Raw genomic sequence first — 17,768 nt, 5'->3', positions numbered from 1 at the left:
GGAATCCGATTTATTCTTAAAATATTCAGTATAGTATTCTTTATATGTAACAAGTTGAGATAGTTTGCGACAATTCCGGCGGCCCACGGCATAGCCGCGCAAAACATCCTGCCTACTCTCCTCGCCGACTACGCCATGCAAACGTTGCCCAAGCTTCTCCTGGGCGATGCGTGCATGGGCAAGCAAGGAGAGTTGACAGTGATGGACTCACAAGCCCACTCGGATCGCTATGGCGGCACAGTATCCGGCGTAAGCCGCCGCACGGTGCTTGGCGCGGGCGCTGGCGTGACGGCTGCCAGCCTGGTTCCGCTTCGGCTCGAAGCCCAGGAGCAAGCGCCCGCCCCGCTCCAGGAGGCCGGACCGACGACGCACATCTCGTTTCAGGTCAATGGCGAACAAGTCGAGATGGACGTGGATTCACGTTCGTCTCTGCTGGACCTGCTACGCGAAAGATTGGCGCTCACCGGCACAAAAAAGGGCTGCGATCACGGCCAATGCGGGGCCTGCACCGTGCATCTGGACGGCCGTGCCGTCTCCTCCTGCCTCACGATGGCGGGCAAAGTCGATGGACGACGGGTCACGACGATCGAAGGGCTTGCAAGCGGCGGCGAGCTGCATCCCATGCAGCAGGCCTTCATCGACAACGATGCGCTTCAATGCGGCTACTGCACGCCGGGGCAGATCATGTCGGCTGTCGCTTGCGTCACCGAGGGACATGCAACCGACCCGGAATCCATCCGCGAGTTCATGAGCGGCAACATCTGCCGCTGCGGCGCCTATGTCGGCATTCTCGCCGCCGTCTCGCAGGCCGCCGAAACGATGAAAGGCTGACCATGCGGGGATTAACTTACACCATCGCAGAAACACCGGACGCGGCCGTCGCGCAATTTGCTGACGCTGGTGGAGACGCGCGCTACATCGCGGGCGGTACCAACATCTACGACCTCATGAAGCTGAGGATCGAACGCCCCGTTCGCCTGATCGATGTCAGCCGCATCGAAGGGCTGGATACCATCGAGACCGACGGAGATGTCCTGCGGTTCGGCGGTCGCGCCCTGATGGCGGACGTGGCACGCACCCCGATCGTGCGCGACGAGTATCCGGTTCTGGCCGAAAGCCTGCTCAAGGCCGCTTCGCAGCAATTGCGCAACATGGCCACGGTCGGCGGCAACCTGCTGCAGCGCACCCGGTGCATGTATTTCCGCAATGGCGCCGGGTCCTTGTCCACGGTTGGCGTTTACCCGTGCAACAAGCGCGAACCGGGATCGGGTTGCGCCGCCATCGGCGGGCTCGACCGCACGCAAGCCGTGCTCGGCACCAGCGAGGCCTGTACCGCCGTGGCCCCCGGAGACTGGCCAGTGGCGCTGACCGCGCTGGACGCCACAATCGAGATTTTCGGGCCCGAAGGCACACGCACCGTTCCGATTGCGGATTTCTACCGGCTTCCCGGAGACACGCCGCACAGGGAGTTCAACATCGATCCGGGCGAATTGGTGACGGCGATCACCGTTCGAAAAACCCCGGCGGGACGCACGTCGACCTATCACAAGATCCGCGACCGGGAGAGCTACGCCTTTGCGCTGGCATCCGCCGCCGTGGCCATAGACATGGACGGGGACAGCGTCCGCACCGCCCACATCGCATTGGGCGGCGTCGCCACCACACCCTGGCGGGCCAGAGCCGCGGAACGGGTTGTGACGGGCGCGCCCCTCACTCCCGATCAGGCTCTTCGGGCCGGACAGGCCGCCTTCGCCGAAGCCCGCGCCGGTCAGCACAACGCATTCAAGATCGAGCTCGGTGCCAGGGTCATCGCCGATGCCCTGCTGATCGCCGCGCAAAGGAGGGCTTGATGCCTGCAGACGTGTTTTCCGAAATCTCTCGCATCGACGCCAGGGGCAAGGTTCTCGGCCAGACGCTCTACGGCGCCGACACGCAATTGCCGGGCATGCTCTACGCGATGCTGGTTCCGGCTACAATCGCCAAAGGTACGGTCAGCAGCATCGATATCGCGCCAGCGGCCGAAACCAGCGGCGTGGTAGGAGTCCTCTCCCTAGGAGACTTTCCAACGCTTACGGCCGAAATCCCCTATTTGGGCCACCCTATCGCAATGGTCGTTGCCGAAACGCTCGAGGCCGCGATCGAGGGGGCAGAGGCGATACGCGCAACCTATGAGACCACGTCCTTCATCCCGCTGATGGACAGCCCAGGCGCTTCGGTCGTTCCTTCAGAGGGGTTTGATACCGGCAATGTCGGCGACACGTTTCAGAATGCCACCGAGATCGTCGAGGGCACCTTCGAAACGCCGATCCAGCATCACAACGCGATGGAGTTGTTCGGCACCGTCGCGCATTGGTCGGGAGGACACCTGACCGTCTACGAAGGCTGCCAGAATTCCGCCCAGGCCCAAAATGCGCTCGCGGAAGCCATGGGGATTTCCCCCGATGCCGTCACGATCAAGTCCGACTATGTCGGCGGCGGCTTCGGACAGAAGTCTCCCCCCAAGCTCCAGACCGCCCTGGTCGCCGAAGCCGCGAGGCTGACCCGGCGCCCGGTCAAGCTGGTCACGCCACGGGGACAACTGTTTCACATCGCCAACTACCGACCCCGCAGCATCCACAACATCCAACTCGCGGCCAACAGCGATGGGCGCCTGACCGCGATCAACTATGACGTGGTGCAGGAAAATTGGCCCGGCGGCCGATTCCGCTCGAACGGCTACTATGGCGACATTGCGCGGCTATACGCCATCAACGAACTCCGCGCGACCGCAGGCGACGTCTATATCGATCGCAACATGCCCCGCCACACGCGCGGAACCCATCCGTTTCCGGCCTGCTTTGCCTTGGAAAGCGCGATCGACGAAATGGCATACCGGCTGGGCAAAGACCCCGTGCAGCTTCGTCTCGATCACGAGGCGACGACCGACATCGTCGTCAGACAGCCGCTCGCGCCGCACTTCCTGAACGACTGCCTGAGGGAAGGCGCCCGTCGCTTCGAGTGGAGCCGCCGCACGCCCGAGCCTCGCTCAATGACCCTGGAAGACGGCACGCTCGTCGGCCTCGGTGTCGCCTGCGGCATCTTCGGGGCGTCCGGGTCCGCCGCAGAGACGACACTCAGGGTCCGGGCGGACGGCACGACGCGGATTGTCAGTTCAGGCCATGAAATGGGACAGGGCATTCGCACCGCCGTCGCGAACGCGATCCTTCAGGGGCTCAACGTCAATCCCGACAGAATAGAGATCCTGATGGGCGACACCTCCGTGGGGCCGCAGATGGCAACGGTCGGAGAACGCGGTACGGCAAGCATCATCCCGGCGACGCTCAAAGTCGTGGAAGCCCTGAAGGCACGGTTCGAAGAACTCGCCGGCCCCAATCCTCCTGCTGGCAACCTGCACGAGCAACTGGCGCGCCTCAAGCGACCCTATATCGAGGTCACCGCATCGCAGCTCGCTCCCGGCCAGGACGCCTCCGCACTCGAGGGTTTCCGGGCTGGAAGCTGGGCGGCGGGAGCAGGCTCGGAATATCCCGGCTTCACCTCGATGAGCTATATCGCGCAGTTTGTGGAGATCCATATCGAGCCGCGAACGGGGCGCATTCGCATGCCGCGCGCCGTCAGCATTGCCGACATCGGTCGGGTCGTCAGCCCCAAGACCGCCGAAGGCCAGATGCATGGTGGTATGGTTTGGGGATTCAGCACCGCGCTCCGCGAACAGAGCGAGGTCGACCCGCGCTTCGCCGGATATCTGAATGACGATCTCGCCGACTACGTCATGGCGGTGAACGCAGACATTGGCGAGGTCGATGTCGGCCTGATCGACAAGCCCGATACGATGGTCAACACGGCCGGCGTCAAGGGCATGGGCGAACTTGTCATGATCGGAACGGCGCCTGCCATCGCAAACGCGATTTATCACGCGACGGGCAAGCGCATTCGCAAGCTCCCCATCCGTATCGAAGACGTCCTTTGATCCTCCAGGCGCAATAAACCTAGCGCTGTTGCGTTCTCCGAAGCTCTTGCACGCCCGGCATTCGTGCGAAAATCACGAGCGCCGGGCCCCGCGCAGTTTTGGGCATCGAGCAACAGGCCGGTCAGGCGCTTCTTTTCTCGATGAGACACGTCGCGACGCGGGCACGCTGGAGCGGGTCTAGCCGCGTTCGGTCCGCGACAAGTTCGCCCTCTCGAACCGACCCGTAAGAGACCAGACGCTCAATCCGCTTTCTGCGAACCTGGTCGTATCGGCTGCTCGCCGCGTGCGGCGCTAAAACGATCCCCGAATTGATCGCCAACAGAGAAGTTAAATCTACTTCGAAGCTTGGGCGCTATACCCAGGACGCGTCCTTTTTTCGAGCCGCCAAAGATAGTTTTTCGGTTCCGATGCGGCTTCGACGCAGCCTTCTCTCGGGAGCGAGATGACCGCCTGCATTCCGGCTGCACCGTTGGCAAACGAGATATCGCCCCCGTGCTGCCGCGCTGCGGCACGCACGACGGAGAGGCCAAGGCCAATGCCCCCGGTCTGCCTGTTCCGCGACGTTTCTAGGCGAACGAAGGGTTCGAACACCTTCTCCATCATGTCGTCCGGAATTCCCGGGCCCCGGTCCTCTACGATGATATCGACAGCCGATGCGGTGTGCCGGAGATAGACGTTCGCCTCGCCGCCATAGCGCACGGCGTTCTCGACCAGATTGCGGATCGCACGGCGAAGGTTATCGGGTCGGCACCGGTACTTCGTTTTTGCCCCTTCCACATGCCTGACCGGATGTCCGAGATCGGACTGATCGTCGCAGATGCTCCCGACGAGCGCTTCGAGATCTATAACGCGAGTCTCCTCCCTGACGGATTCGCCGCGCGCAAACGAAATCGCGGCTTCCGTCATCGACTGTAGTTCGTCGATCGTCGATATCATCTTGCGTTGGATATCATCGTCGTTGACGAATTCCGCCCTTAGCCGCAGCGAGGTCAGCGGCGTACGTAGATCATGGCCGATCGCCGCCAACATCTTGGTTCGATCTTCAACGAAACGCTGCAGGCGGCATTGCATCCTGTTGAAGGACTGCGCCGTCCGCTTGATCTCCTCGGGCCCGTCTTCCGACAACGGTGGCAGATTTTGCCCTCGCCCGAAGGCTTCGGCGGAAGTCGCCAGATTCCGCAGCGGCCGCGCGATGCGCCGTGCAATGAAAACGCCGATCAAGGCCAGCATGAGAGCTGTAAACCCAAGCGACATCAGGGACCTGGAGGTCCACAAGCCACCCTTGTCGTGCTGATAGAAGGCAGCGTTCAGCCAACGTCCGTCATCGAGCTGCGTCCTGTACCCATATCCACGGCTGCCGGAAAACCGCAAAACCTTCGTCGGCCGGGTCAGCATCCACAAATACGGCCCTGGGATCACCCATGGGTCCTCTGCATTTGCAGTGGCAACGTCATCGGCATCGGGCAAGCGCGGAGCGGGCGAGCCGGCCCATCCCAACTTTCCGCCCGGATCGACGGACCTATCCAGCGGCCGGGAAAGCTGGGCCAGCGCCCCCACTCTCCATGCATTGGCGTCCACAGGCTCGCGGTCGCTCAACCAGTATCTTAGATAGCTGCCCTCGCTGGCGCGGAGCGCTTGCTCCCACGATTGGGCGGGCAGCGCTTCCAACAAGCGGGTCACCGACGCGGCCCGGCTGATAAAGTCCGCTTTCACCCCGGCATCGAATTTCCGAGTGTACCCATCGATGGAGATGAGGAAGGTGAAAGCCTGCGAGACGATCAACGCGGCGAGCATCAGCCCGATGAACTGGGTCGCCAAGCTCCTCTGCCCAAAATAGGTCATTCGAACCCAACCTCGGCAAACAGGCTGTAACCGCCGCCCCAATGCGTTTTTATGATTGAGGGATTTTTGGGGTTCTCTTCGATTTTCTTTCGAAGGCGGCTGACCTGGTTATCGATGCTGCGGTCGAAGACATCGGCCGTTCTTCCAACCGTCAGATCAAGGAGCTGTTCGCGGCTGAGCACGACACCGGGCCGCTCGATGAACACCTTCAGAAGACGAAACTCCGCCGTACTGAGCGCGATCCCGACCCCATCGTCTCCGAAGATCTCTTGCCGCCCCAGATCGACCTTCCAATGACCGATGTGAACGATGCGGCGATCGAGAATGCCGTGCGCCGGAGCAGACCCGGCCGCCCGGCGAAGCACAGCCCGAATGCGGGCAAGAAGCTCGCGCGGATTGAAGGGTTTGGCCAGATAGTCGTCCGCACCGAGCTCGAGGCCAACGATGCGATCCGTGTCTTCGGCCACGGCGGTCAGGAAAATGATGGGAATATTGCCGGAGGCGCGGACTTCCCGGCACAGGGAGATGCCGTCCTCCCCCGGCATCATGATATCGAGGATAATCAGATCGACAGACCGCCGCTCGAGGATCCGTCGCAGGGATGCTCCCCCTTCCGCCACGCTGACCCTGTAGCCCTGGCGCTCAAGATATTCCCGAACCGAGTCGCGGATATCGTGGTGATCGTCGACAACGACCACATGTGGAGCGTCCTGCATTGCCCTGAGCTCTCTTGGACAATTCACTGCGGCACGGCGTTCGCGGCAGGGAACAGGCGGTACGATCAATTTGTCGCTCAAGTGTGCCGAGCGAACACCAAATTGCATCAGGCTGTCCGCAAAGTGGAATTTTACGGGATGCGGGCAGTGAGCGACCGCCGCCGCTACGCGCCCACCCGACTTTCCCGATCGCGAGCGTTCAGGATTGTGACCGCTTCGTCGAAGCGGTGCTCGGCCTCGGCATGTCTTTGGAACTCTGCGCGCGCAACAATGATTTCGCACGGGGTCGGCTGTTCCTGAAAAAGGTCCATGACCTCGTCGATGAATTCGTCGAGGGACAGGGGCCCGACCCGCGTCGATTGGCCAGGCGTCAGTTCGGTCTGCACGAGCGGCGGAACAAGCTCGAGGACTTCGACATGACCTGCCAACGCCTCGCGCATCGCCACGGTGTAGCTGTGAATCGCCGCCTTCGTCGCACAATAGGTCGGCGCGGCGGCAAGCGGCACGAAGGCCAAACCTGAGCTGACATTGATGATTGTCGCACCGTTCTGGGCCGACAAATGCTCGATCAACGCGTCCGTCAGGCGAATTGGGCCCAAAAGGTTCGTCGAAATCGTCGCTTCGGCATCCACCAAGTCGCGGGAGCGATCGAGCGCTTCAAAGCGCATGATGCCCGCATTGTTCACAAGGATATTGAGTTGCGGATAATCAGCCAGCAACCGTTCTGCGAAATCGGCCACGCTCTTCGGGTTTTCGATATCGACTGTCATCGCATGCATGTGCGGGCGCTTGCCCACGGCCTCTTGCAGGGCCTCCATGCGACGCCCGGCAATAATGACCGTGTTACCGAAGCCATGAAACCTGTGGGCCAGTGCCCTGCCGATGCCCGAACCGCCGCCGGTGATCAGAATTGTATTGCCTGACATTCTCATGGATTTGCCGTTTTTCTGACTTGTGAAGGCAAAATTTAGGCTCCATGCTCCCGACCAGAAAGTAGGCACCCGAAAGATTTATACGCACCAAAAGGAGAGTGGAGCATGCGGCGCGCCGAGGCCGACCCCGAGATCGAGGCAAAACGCAAACAGCCGATTCCCGAGGAAATCGATCCGGCTATCGAGGCGCTGGTCGAGGAGATCATCGGCAAGGTCGCCGACAAATGGACAATGCTGATCATCGAAGCGCTCCACGAGCATGGGACGCTTCGCTATACGCAACTGAGGAAGGTTGTCGGGGGGATCAGCCAAAAGATGCTGACGCAGACGGTGCGGCGCCTTGAGGAAGATGGACTTGTTCTACGTACTGTCTATCCGGTGATACCACCGCATGTCGATTATACGCTGACGCCTCTGGGCGACAGTCTGAGCAAAGCCTTCTGCGGCGTCTGGATTTGGGCCGAGACCCATTATGACGAGGTCCAGGCCGCCAGAAAAGCTTTCGCCGACGCTCAAGAGTCTGAAAGACGCGGGTCGTAGAAACTTATCGACATTGAATTTTTAATATCTTTTCCGCGAAAGAACTTACCCGACCGTTGGCCCCCGAACGATCTTTTCGACGAAGCGGCCATGCCGCTTTTCGCCTGGTGGAGACATCAGAGAACCCTGTCGCAAAGGCCGCGTTGCGCGATCGGGCTGCGACATTGCGATATCGGTGCGGCATATTTGTCGGACAAATCGAGAGTAATTCCTCCCACTCCAAGTCGAAGTGGGAGCATTGACGATGCAAAGCCCGGATTTCACCGAATGCACCGGTGGTGGTCGCAAGCGGTTCAGCAGGTTCCGGACACAAGCAACCATTGAAAGGACCGCCGTGGTCCGGTTCGCGACGACCGTCCTTGCGCTGACGATGAGCGTTGCCACCCTCCCAGCGACCTCCATTGCGCATGCCCAATCCTCACGCGCGGCGCAGGAGACAACCAGATCCTCTCCGTCCCGCTTACGTCGGCCCCCCCGCATTCGGAGTGACCCGATCTCCGCCCCTCCTCTGCGGTCACCTACCTGATCCGGGCGACCGCAAATCAAAGCACGTCTTTTCAAGATCCCCCTCAATTTTTTGACCCCATTCGCGCCTTTATTCTTCTTATCCCCGTCGCTTTTCGGACGCCAAAGCACCCCAGAGTGAGTTTTCGAACGAATGGTTCATTGGATTCACGCACAATGCGGGCAACGCAACAGCTAGAAAACGGATACCTAAAAGAGGCCTTCTCGCGGGAAGACTACGCGGGTCTGCGCTTCGCCTTCCGCTTGCGCCTTGTCACCCTTCTCGCGATCGCGGCGTGGCTGATCTACAGCATCCACGACGTCCGCGTTCTCTACTATCTCGGCCTGATCGCTCTGTTCATCATCCTGGGCGGAGCGCCGCTCCTGCTACGCAATTACGGTCGGTGGGGTACGGGCGCGATCGCCATCGTCGCCCTGCTCGATGCTGCGTTGCTGACCTACGCACTGCTTGCGCCCAATCCTTTGTACGAGACGACCTGGCCGCTGCAGATGACCCTGCGCTTTCACAACTTCCTGTATTTCTTCGTCTTCCTTGCCGGGGCCGCGTTTAGCTATTCGCCGATGCAGGTTCTGTGGAACGGTGTCGCTGCCGCTGCGATGTGGAGCGTGGGCGTCTATGCGATCTGGTCGCGTCCGGACACGATCACCGACGTGGGCCACGGCCTCACGGACCCGGAAGGCTTTCTGAGCCCCTACTTCGTCAACGTCGTGCAATGGCAGAACGAGGTCGTGCTGATGCTGATCGTCGCCGGTCTGCTGGCGACGGCGGTGTGGCGCTCACGCCGTCTCGTGCTGCGGCAGATTGCAACGGAACAGGCGCGCTCGAACCTGGTGCGCTATTTCTCGCCGAATCTGGTCGATCAACTTGCCAGCGCCGACCGACCGTTCGACATCCCGCGCGCGCAGAACGCCGCTGTCCTGTTCGTCGATATCGTGGATTTCACCGCGATGGCGGAGACGATGGAGCCCGAGCGGGCATTTGCGCTGTTGCGCAATTTTCACCAGCGCATGTGCCGCATCGTATTCGCCCATCACGGCACCATCGACAAATATATCGGCGACGCCGTGCTGGCCACCTTCGGAACGCCGCAGCCCGGGCCCACGGACGCGACGAATGCCCTCCTCTGCGCGCACGACATGCTGCGGGAGATCGAACGTTGGAACGTCAAGCGCACGGCGCGCGGTGCGACGCTGATCAAGATCGGCATCGGGGTTCACTATGGCCCGGTCGTTGCCGGCAACATCGGCGATACGCGCCGGCTCGAATTCACGGTGATCGGAGATGTCGTCAACGTTGCCAGCAGGATCGAGCGTCTGACCCGTCGCTACGACGTCCCTCTGATCGCCAGCGGCAATTTGATCGACGCGGTCCACCATGAGGGCAGGTGCGCTCCCGAGCTCCTGACTGCCTTCACAGAAAGCCAGAACTCGGAAGTGCGCGGCCGCCGATGCCCCGTCTCGATCTGGGTCTGGAACGATCGGGAGCACGGACGCGAAGACACCAGAAACGCATCGCTATGGACCGATCCGCCCATAGCGTCGTCGCAACGATCCGCAGAGCTGCAATCGTAAGCGCCCGGTTCGCTCCGAAGGGAGCCTGAGGCTAAAACCTGTCTCCTTTGGGGAGGCCGGTACGGTTCACCCCGCCCGACTGCCCCCCGGAGATTTCAGGATTAGCGCCAGATCCATCACGTTGGTGCCCGTGGGTCCGGTGACGAATTGATCGCCAACGCCCGCAAGATACTCGGCCGAATTCGCGCTTGTTAGCGCATCGCGCGCTGCGGGAGATTGGTAGGTCTCTCCATCGAAGAATGCGCCCGTGGCCTCGGTCGGTCCGTCCGTCCCGTCTGTCCCGGCGACCAATCCGATCACATCGTCTCTACCTTGAAAATGGGCCGCAAGGAGAAGCGCGAGGGTCTGATTGCGCCCCCCCAAACCGGGATTTTCCGGAAGCACGACCGTTGGTTCGCCGCCATAGACGTAGAGGCCGTTCGCCCCCTGATCGACCTCCGATGCGATGGCGGCAGCCACGTCCTCAACATCGCCGTAGAGCGTTTCGCCATCGGCCACGATCTTGGGGCCTTTGGCTCGCGCAGCCGCCAATATCGCTTGGCGGGCAATCGCGTTCGAGGCAACGATCTCACAATTGTAGTCGAACCCACATGCCTCGGCGCATGCGGCAATGCCCGATCCAATTACACCGATATCATCACCGCGAACGTCCGAAATCGCCGCGACGTCAACCTTTGCGCCTCCGAACTGTGACAGCAGGCGGCCACCCTTGACGGCTGACAGTTCATTGCGCCTGCGGTTGAGTTCGGCGATGTCGGCACCTTCGGCGAGGGCGGCGGTCGTGACCGACACGAGGGTGTCGTGGCTGACGCCCTCTCGCAGATGCTCGAGCAACGACGACGCTCCACCGGATACCAGCATCAGCAGCCGATCGTTCGGACCGCAGCTTTCGACAAAGTCCAAAGCGCGTCTGCCGGCTTCCAGTGAAGATCGATCGGGCACCGGATGGGCCGTTTCAAGCGCCACTACGTTGTGGCCGAAGACGGTTTCCCCGAGATGACCGGTTTTCGTTACGATCAATACGGAGGCACCGCGACGCCAGTCGTCGGGCAGTCCGTTGAACATCGCCAGCGCGGCCTTGCCGACCGCAAGAATCCGGGTCGGCCTCTCCAATTGCTGCGTGGAGACCCAGTTGCCGACGGCAACTTCGCCTTTGACAGCCTCCACACCCAGCCAGAAGAGATTACCCAACAGATCTCGGGTCGCACTGCGCATTGCCGGCTGCTCTTGCTTTAACTCCGGCTTCCGCGGAGAAGGCGTTAGAGCGTTTCCAGGCCAAGTGGACACCGTTTGGCCGTCCGGAAACGCTTCGAAACAATAACTTAGATCCGCTCCGTGAGTCCAAAAAAGGCGGAACGGTCTAGGTCATGGACTCATAAAGGCGAATGTTTCAGCGCCTGAAACAGCAAAGAGATGCCAGGAGAGCCGGTCGGACAGGGTCTTCCCCCCGTCTGAGCAGCTCAACGATGCAGATCGCAGTCGTTTTGGCGTCCGTCGAACAGTTTCCAGCGACGTGCCTTTCGCACGAAGCGCCGGAACATGCGGCCGAAAGAGAGACTGCACTCCCGGACGGAAAAGTGGGAACCGCTTTTCCTGGGAAAGCTCGAGGAGCGGGCCGATTTGCTCGACTGCGACGTCGCAATGAACGTCCATGCGGTCGAGGTGGAAAGGGCCGCAGCCAAACCTCTCATGTCCGGTTTTCACGCTGTCTTTAGCGTTGGAGGCTTCGTGGGCGCGGGCGGGATAAGGATGCTGCTGTCCGCCGAGGTGCAGCCTCGCTGGACGGCAAACGGTGATGCCAGAAAGCATGGCCATCGCCGCGGTCACGGCGGCAGGATATGCGGGCTTGCTTTTAGGCCCTGCCCTGATCGGCATCACGGCCCAGGCGATCGGTCTCACCGCCGCCTTTTGGCTGCTTACTCTCGCCACATCGCTCGTGCCTTTGGCGAGCAAGACAGTCAACCGCGCCCGACGCGCCCCCTCAGTTTGAGGGAGCCTCCGAGCATTGGTTTTCGGCCGCAACGACACCGCCAAGGCCGAACAGCCAGCTACTCCGGCGCGACCGGAGGCTTCGCCCGCTCGTCAACCACGAGCTTGAAGAGGTCCGGGCGGGCATAGTGGCCTGCGACATCGAAGTCGAGCTTGGCGCCCACGAGATCGTCGAGCTCGACCTCGGCGACTAAAATCCCCTCCTCGTCGACCAACGGGCCGGCCAACACTTCGCCGAGCGGACCGACGATGATCGAGCGACCGTGCATGAGATAGTCGTCGGGCGCGGCCTCGATCCGGCTTTCATAGTCCTCGGGAAAATCGGAGCGGCGCATCACCTGGCAGGCGCCGAGCACGAAGCAGCGTCCTTCCATGGCGATGTGGCGCATGGTCGACGCCCAGGTCTCGCGGTCGTCGGCCGTAGGCGCGGCCCAGATCTGCACGCCCTTGGCATACATCGCCATGCGCAACATCGGCATGTAGTTTTCCCAGCAGATCGCGCCGCCGAGCTTGCCATACGGCGTGTCCACCGCCGTCAGCGTCGAGCCGTCACCGAAGCCCCAGACCAGACGCTCCGAGCCGGTCGGCATGGTCTTGCGGTGCTTGCCGAGCAAGCCATTCGGCGAGAGATAGAGCGCGGTGCAGTAGATCGTGCCGCCATCGCGCTCGATCACGCCGACGACGGCGTGGAGCTCCGCTTCGGCACACGCCTCGACCAGCCGGTCGACCTCCGGCCCCGGCACCGTGATCGCACCGGCCACATAGCGGCGGAAATCGTCGCGGCCTTCCGGCGTGCGCCGGCCGATGGAGCAGCCGAAGTCCAGCCCTTTCGGATAGCCGCCGATAAAGGCTTCGGGAAAGACGGCAAGCTCCGCCCCTCGCGTGGCAGCTTCAGCGATCAGGCCGACACATTTGTCGGTCGCCGCTTCCGCATCGAAGGGGATCGTCGCGGCCTGCACCACCGCCAGCGTCACCTTGGTCATGCGTCCGTCTCCGTCTTTCCGCCGATATCGGCCCAGCGCGGCCGATCCATCTCGTAGAGGTCCGTGGTACGGGCATAGACACCGCGTCCATGCATGCGGCCGATGAGATGCATGTCCGGGGTGGAAAGCCGTGGCCGCTCGCCTTCGCCAATGATATCGGCGCGGAAATGGGCCTCGACGATTGTACCGACGACCAGGAGCTGCTTCGGCCCGGTCCAGATATGATGGACCATCCGGCACTCGAAGGCCGCGACGGCGGACGCAAGCCGCGGTGGACCGACCTGAACGCTCGGCAACGTCTCCAGCCCGGCAAGAGCCAACTCGTCCACTTCCGGCGGCGCGTCGACGCAGGTCAGGTTCATCGCCTCGCCGAGCTCCTCCGACACCAGATGCACGACGAATTCGCCGGTATCGAGGATGTTCTTGGGCGTATCCTTGATCGGATCCTGTGGCAGGAAGCCGGCGGCGACGGTCGGTGGGTCGCCGCCGAAACAATTGAAGAAGGAATAGGGCGCGGCGTTGAGAACGCCGTCGCTCGAGCGCGACACGATCCAGGCAATCGGGCGCGGCACGATGGAGGAGGCGAGCAGGCGATAGCACTCGTCCCCCGTCATGGTGGTGAAGTCAAAGGAGCGGAAGCCGGGGCCGCTCATCGACTCACGCCTTCACGACCGAGTGGCGCAGCGTCCCAATCTTCTCCACCCCGCACTCCAGCACGTCGCCCGGCCACATCCACTCTTGCGGATCGCGCCCCGCGCCAACGCCGGACGGCGTGCCAGTGGCGATGATGTCGCCCGGCTCCAGCGTCATGCAGGAGGAAATATCGGAGACCAGATGGTCGACCTTGAACAGCATGTGCCTGGTGTTGGAGCGCTGCTTTTCCTCGCCGTTGATCGTCAGCCAGAGATCGAGATCCTGCGGATCGCCGATCTCGTCGGCGGTCACGATCATGGGGCCGAACGGCGCGAAACTGTTCTGGCCTTTCGAGACGATCCACTGGCCGGCACGGCGGCAATCGCGGGCCGAAACGTCGACCATCACCGAATAGCCGAACACGTGATCGAGGGCGGTGTCCTTGCCGACGCCGCGCGCGGTGGTGCCGATGATGGCGGCAAGCTCGACCTCCCAGTCGAGCTGCTGCGTCAGCGCCGCGTTGTGGCGGATCGGCTCATCCGGCCCGATGACGCTCGTCGGCGGTTTGGAGAAGATCACCGGCTCCTTCGGCAGGTCGGCGGACGTATCGAGCGCGCGCGAGGATTCCGCCACGTGCTCCACATAGTTGAGGCCGATGCCGAAGATGTTCTTTTGCGGGCGCGGGATTGGAGCGAGCAACGTCACATTGGAGGCCGGGATCACCGCATCCACGGCCCAATCGTCGAAGCCGGCGTCGATGATCTGGCGCAGCACCCGCCAGGTAGCCGGTCCGGCATCGATGAAATCGAGCATCCGGTCAGGAAGCGAAAGCCCGAGTCCAAAGCCCAGGCGCTCCACATCGAGCACGAACCCTTCGGCCAGCGCGCCCAGACGGGCCGGACATTCGACGGTCTTGCGGTAGGTGACGAGCTTCATCTGTGCCTTCTTTCGGGCCGCCGCCGGAGCAGCGCTACGGGGTTCGGATCGGAGGATGGGGAGACTGGCCGCGGGAACATAACCCGAGAGCGTTGGATCCGGCTTGCCCCAATCTCCGCTCATTCCCGCGAAAGCGGGAATCCATACGGCCTATCGGTCTGATCGTTCAGCCTTTCGTCGTCACGCCGGAAGATCGGGTCTTGGCCGTTATGCTCCGCGGGCAGAGGTGCAACTCCGGCTCCCTATGGAGTCCCGCTTTCGCGGGAACGAGCGGAAAAAAGACGACCAACGGGTTCCCTCCCCGGGCGCGCGGGCCGCCTTCTCAAGAGGCTCAGGACAGGACCGGCTGCTGCCCGCCATTGTCGCCGAACGCTTCCTCGCGCCAGAAGCCGAGCTTCTCCATCACCGGCATGTCGTTGAAGCAGAACAGGCAGGCATCGTCACTGTCCGATAAGTTGCCGTGCTCGTGCCACGCCCAGGACGGCACGCAGAAAATGTCGTGCTCCTTCCACTCGAAGCGCTTGCCGTTGATGATCGAATAACCCTGGCCCTTGGCGCAATGGTAGAGGAACGAGCCGGTGTGGCGATGGGCCTTGGTGCGCTCGCCCGGTCGCAAAAGCTGCATGCTCGCGCCGATCGTCTGCATGACGTGTCCGCCGGTCGCCGGATTGACGTAGTTCATCAAGATGCCGTCATAGGGCGAGCCGTCGGAAGCTTCCGCGTGACGGGTCAACGCCTCGTAAGCCGGTTCCCACTCATATTTGAAGAGCGGCGAATAGCCGTTCTTCCAGGTCTCGCCGGCCGGCAGCATCCCGGGTGCCGCCCAGCGATAGGTCGAATCGTTGACCGGATAGCCAACCGCCTGGTGCAGGTCCTTGTGCACGCCGTAGAAATTCGCCTCCAGCGCGTTGGTCAACGGGATGTCGAGCCCGTCTTGCCAGATGCACTCGGTGCCATCCTCGGCGATCGCATGCTCGTGCCAGGTGCCATTCGGCGTCAGCACGAAATCGTTCGGCCCGAGCGTCATCTTGTGGCCGTCGACGATGGTATAGGCGCCCTGCCCCTCGATGATGAAGCGCAGCGCGGAGGCGGCATGGATGTGGGCGGAAGCGCGCTCGCCCGGCTTCATCACCTGCAGACCGGAATAGAGCCAGCCGACGGCGGCGGCGACATCGGTGCGGCCGGGATTGTTGAGGTAGATCACCCGCCGTCCGGCCTTTTCCGCCGAGACGAGCTCAAGCGACTTCAACACCTTGTCGCGGAGATCGGCATAGCGCCACAAAACCGGCACCGACGACGACACTGGTTCCCACGGCTCGATCTTGTTGGCCACCGTCCACAGCGCGGCCGTGTCGGCCTCGGCCAGCTCCTCGTAATAGGCGACCAGCTCCGGGGTGTCCTCAACGTTCGCCCGACCGGCCACGTCCTCGCGATACGTGTCGTAAGCCTTCGTCATCCGAAAACCCTCTTAGCTGTGCCGCCGAACGGCAGAATCTAGCCTCGTTCCCTGACCGAACGACGGGCCTATTTTCCTTCGATCGCGGCGGACCTCATAACGTGCGAATGGTCTTGAGCGCCCCATCGAGCATGTCGCCCTTCTCGTCCTTCAAGGACGCCTCGATCAGACGGTTGAGCCAAGTGGCGCTGTCGTCACGGCCTTTCAGGAGCGGCACGGCCGACAGCACCCGATCGAACTTGGATTCGCCGCGCACATGGGTATCGCTGTAGCCCTTGATCAGCCGGCGCGCCCGCAAAACCTCCACGCCGAGCCCATAGTCCTCGGCAACCGTTTCGCTCGCAAGCGCCAACCATTTTTCCAGGTGCGCCACTTCCATCTCATGGCGCAGGGTCCGGCGGCGATATCCGCGCAAACTGCCGATCGCATAAAGCGTCAGGAAGCCACGGATCGTGTCGGTGCGCACCCGACGCCCCTTGTTGATGAAACGGTCGAGACGCTTGGAAAGGCCTTCGTTGGCCAGGATCCGTCGGCCGAAGGAGGCGGGCAGCATGCCGCACATTTCCTCCAGACGCGGATGCATGAACTCCGTGATCTGCAGCACCTGCTCCGACGTGACTCGCACGTCGGCGCCCACGCGCTCAATCCGACTTCCCCGCGTTTTCAGGTCGGCAACCCGGATCACGTCGTCATAGGCCATGGCGTTGGCGATATATTTCGCCGCCGCGACGGTGAAGTCATGATCGCGCTCCGCCCCACCGGCGGCTTCGTCGATGCGCAGCATGGCGGCCAGCCGATCGAGATATTCCTTGCCGTAGCGCACGTCCTGAAAGTCGACGACCTTTTTCAGGCCCGCACGCGCCATCATCTGGGCTTCGGCCGGAAACTCGCGCTCGATGCGCTGAAGCAGCGTGTCCCACGCTTGGCGCATCTTTTCAGGCCCGGCTACCGCCGGCCCGGCGGGCGCAGGCGCGGCGATATCCGGCGCTTCGGAAGCCCGCGTCGCCTCTTGGACACCTGCCGTTCCCCGAACGGCATCGAACCCGGCGGCGAAGGCCTTCAGGCTCGCCTTCACGCCGCGTCCGCTTGCCTCGATGGTCTGCTCGAAGGTCTCGCGCGGGAACGGCAAGGCACCCGATCCGGCCAGCGCGCCGAACAGGCTGGAGGAAATGACGCTGCCGCTCTGGGTCGCCAGAAGCTCCAGCCGCGCGGCATGAACCTCCTTCGCCACCTCGCGTGCGGCCTCCATCACAGGGACGGAGTCGGCGATCCCATCGCCCGGCACGATCTTCTCGGCGACCGCCATGGTGCGATCGGTGGAGAAGATGAGCGTGGTGCGATCGGGGCTCACGAAGCCGCGCTGGATCGCCCGGCCCGCCTCCATCAGCTCCGCGGCCATGACCACGTCGACATCGCCGGGCGACGGCATCATGCCGAGCACCGGCGTGCTTTCGCCTTCCGGCACCATCTCCACATAGTAGACCGTTGCGCCGGTGCGCTGGGCGACGCCGGGAACCGAGGTCGACTGGGCATACCAGCCATTGCGCTCGGCGAGATCGACGATCCAGCTCGTGATGACGCCGCCGCCCTGGCCGCCGACGGCCAGGATGGCAAGCTTGATGGTCCGATCGCGGTCCGGAACCTGGTCGAACGTTTTCGGAGCGATTGCGTCCATGA

The 17,768-nt window shown here is 62.5% G+C and carries 15 protein-coding genes; 5 read left to right on the top strand and 10 right to left on the bottom strand.

The features are described 5' to 3' along the window. Window positions 1-201: 201 nt before the first annotated feature. Genes HNS03_RS16075 through HNS03_RS16065 form a run of 3 tightly spaced genes read left to right on the top strand, consistent with a single transcriptional unit; the run spans window position 202 to window position 3,967 of the window. Window positions 202-831, top strand: coding sequence for a (2Fe-2S)-binding protein (locus tag HNS03_RS16075; protein WP_367196690.1), 630 nt, complete (start codon window positions 202-204; stop codon window positions 829-831). A gap of 2 nt (window positions 832-833) precedes the next feature. Further along, on the top strand, window positions 834-1,850 hold the full coding sequence (locus HNS03_RS16070) for a xanthine dehydrogenase family protein subunit M (protein ID WP_367196689.1): 1,017 nt from the start codon (window positions 834-836) through the stop codon (window positions 1,848-1,850). Next, window positions 1,850-3,967 (top strand): xanthine dehydrogenase family protein molybdopterin-binding subunit, encoded by a 2,118-nt coding sequence (locus tag HNS03_RS16065; protein WP_367196687.1) that lies wholly within the window; start codon window positions 1,850-1,852, stop codon window positions 3,965-3,967. Before HNS03_RS16070 ends, HNS03_RS16065 begins: the two co-directional genes overlap by 1 nt. 333 nt (window positions 3,968-4,300) lie before the next feature. Here HNS03_RS16065 and HNS03_RS16060 read toward each other — a convergent pair whose 3' ends face one another. From HNS03_RS16060 to HNS03_RS16050, 3 genes are all read right to left on the bottom strand, one after another. Further along, entirely contained in the window at window positions 4,301-5,785 is a 1,485-nt protein-coding gene (locus tag HNS03_RS16060; RefSeq protein WP_367196685.1) for an ATP-binding protein, read from the bottom strand. A gap of 20 nt (window positions 5,786-5,805) precedes the next feature. After that, window positions 5,806-6,525: a response regulator gene (locus HNS03_RS16055; RefSeq protein ID WP_367196683.1), complete on the bottom strand. Its 720-nt coding sequence runs from the start codon at window positions 6,523-6,525 to the stop codon at window positions 5,806-5,808. A 164-nt stretch (window positions 6,526-6,689) separates the two neighbouring features. Further along, entirely contained in the window at window positions 6,690-7,457 is a 768-nt protein-coding gene (locus tag HNS03_RS16050; RefSeq protein ID WP_367196682.1) for an SDR family oxidoreductase, read from the bottom strand. A gap of 105 nt (window positions 7,458-7,562) precedes the next feature. On the opposite strand from HNS03_RS16050, the gene HNS03_RS16045 reads away from it, so the two are divergent. Further along, window positions 7,563-7,997: a winged helix-turn-helix transcriptional regulator gene (locus HNS03_RS16045; protein WP_367196680.1), complete on the top strand. Its 435-nt coding sequence runs from the start codon at window positions 7,563-7,565 to the stop codon at window positions 7,995-7,997. A gap of 681 nt (window positions 7,998-8,678) precedes the next feature. Then, window positions 8,679-10,094, top strand: a complete 1,416-nt coding sequence (locus HNS03_RS16040; RefSeq protein ID WP_367196678.1) for an adenylate/guanylate cyclase domain-containing protein — start codon at window positions 8,679-8,681, stop codon at window positions 10,092-10,094. Between the two features lie 66 nt (window positions 10,095-10,160). Here the strand turns inward: HNS03_RS16040 and HNS03_RS16035 are convergent, their stop codons facing one another. From HNS03_RS16035 to HNS03_RS16005, 7 genes are all read right to left on the bottom strand, one after another. Continuing rightward, entirely contained in the window at window positions 10,161-11,309 is a 1,149-nt protein-coding gene (locus HNS03_RS16035) for a DUF4147 domain-containing protein (RefSeq protein WP_367196677.1), read from the bottom strand. A 150-nt stretch (window positions 11,310-11,459) separates the two neighbouring features. Further along, window positions 11,460-12,047 (bottom strand): hypothetical protein, encoded by a 588-nt coding sequence (locus HNS03_RS16030; protein WP_367196675.1) that lies wholly within the window; start codon window positions 12,045-12,047, stop codon window positions 11,460-11,462. Window positions 12,048-12,142: 95 nt separating this feature from the next. Then, complete coding sequence (locus HNS03_RS16025) at window positions 12,143-13,066, bottom strand: carbon-nitrogen hydrolase family protein (protein ID WP_367196673.1); 924 nt, start codon at window positions 13,064-13,066, stop codon at window positions 12,143-12,145. Further along, the gene (locus HNS03_RS16020; RefSeq protein ID WP_367196671.1) at window positions 13,063-13,719 is read right to left on the bottom strand and encodes a flavin reductase family protein; all 657 of its coding nucleotides are present in this window, start codon (window positions 13,717-13,719) and stop codon (window positions 13,063-13,065) included. The genes HNS03_RS16025 and HNS03_RS16020 overlap by 4 nt, the downstream gene beginning before the upstream one ends. A gap of 4 nt (window positions 13,720-13,723) precedes the next feature. Continuing rightward, complete coding sequence (locus HNS03_RS16015) at window positions 13,724-14,635, bottom strand: fumarylacetoacetate hydrolase family protein (protein ID WP_367196670.1); 912 nt, start codon at window positions 14,633-14,635, stop codon at window positions 13,724-13,726. Between the two features lie 331 nt (window positions 14,636-14,966). Continuing rightward, window positions 14,967-16,091: a cupin domain-containing protein gene (locus HNS03_RS16010; RefSeq protein WP_367196668.1), complete on the bottom strand. Its 1,125-nt coding sequence runs from the start codon at window positions 16,089-16,091 to the stop codon at window positions 14,967-14,969. Window positions 16,092-16,185: 94 nt separating this feature from the next. After that, a complete protein-coding gene (locus HNS03_RS16005) occupies window positions 16,186-17,766 on the bottom strand; it encodes an indolepyruvate oxidoreductase subunit beta family protein (protein WP_367196666.1) in 1,581 nt (526 codons plus the stop codon). Window positions 17,767-17,768: the final 2 nt, after the last annotated feature.

Origin of the sequence: Amorphus sp. 3PC139-8, assembly GCF_040750475.1 — a bacterium.
Taxonomy (GTDB): domain Bacteria; phylum Pseudomonadota; class Alphaproteobacteria; order Rhizobiales; family Amorphaceae; genus Amorphus.
The sequence above is the reverse complement of the archived record's forward strand: the minus strand, read 5'-3'. Positions and strand labels throughout refer to the sequence as shown.

Bases quoted from the DNA above. Each gene is read 5' to 3' on its own strand.
- HNS03_RS16075 (WP_367196690.1), top strand. From the start codon at position 202: ATGGACTCACAAGCCCACTCGGATCGCTATGGCGGCACAGTATCCGGC.
- HNS03_RS16070 (WP_367196689.1), top strand. From the start codon at position 834: ATGCGGGGATTAACTTACACCATCGCAGAAACACCGGACGCGGCCGTC.
- HNS03_RS16065 (WP_367196687.1), top strand. From the start codon at position 1,850: ATGCCTGCAGACGTGTTTTCCGAAATCTCTCGCATCGACGCCAGGGGC.
- HNS03_RS16055 (WP_367196683.1), bottom strand. From the start codon at position 6,525: ATGCAGGACGCTCCACATGTGGTCGTTGTCGACGATCACCACGATATC.
- HNS03_RS16050 (WP_367196682.1), bottom strand. From the start codon at position 7,457: ATGAGAATGTCAGGCAATACAATTCTGATCACCGGCGGCGGTTCGGGC.
- HNS03_RS16045 (WP_367196680.1), top strand. From the start codon at position 7,563: ATGCGGCGCGCCGAGGCCGACCCCGAGATCGAGGCAAAACGCAAACAG.
- HNS03_RS16040 (WP_367196678.1), top strand. From the start codon at position 8,679: ATGCGGGCAACGCAACAGCTAGAAAACGGATACCTAAAAGAGGCCTTC.
- HNS03_RS16035 (WP_367196677.1), bottom strand. From the start codon at position 11,309: ATGCGCAGTGCGACCCGAGATCTGTTGGGTAATCTCTTCTGGCTGGGT.
- HNS03_RS16025 (WP_367196673.1), bottom strand. From the start codon at position 13,066: ATGACCAAGGTGACGCTGGCGGTGGTGCAGGCCGCGACGATCCCCTTC.
- HNS03_RS16020 (WP_367196671.1), bottom strand. From the start codon at position 13,719: ATGAGCGGCCCCGGCTTCCGCTCCTTTGACTTCACCACCATGACGGGG.
- HNS03_RS16015 (WP_367196670.1), bottom strand. From the start codon at position 14,635: ATGAAGCTCGTCACCTACCGCAAGACCGTCGAATGTCCGGCCCGTCTG.
- HNS03_RS16010 (WP_367196668.1), bottom strand. From the start codon at position 16,091: ATGACGAAGGCTTACGACACGTATCGCGAGGACGTGGCCGGTCGGGCG.
- HNS03_RS16005 (WP_367196666.1), bottom strand. From the start codon at position 17,766: ATGGACGCAATCGCTCCGAAAACGTTCGACCAGGTTCCGGACCGCGAT.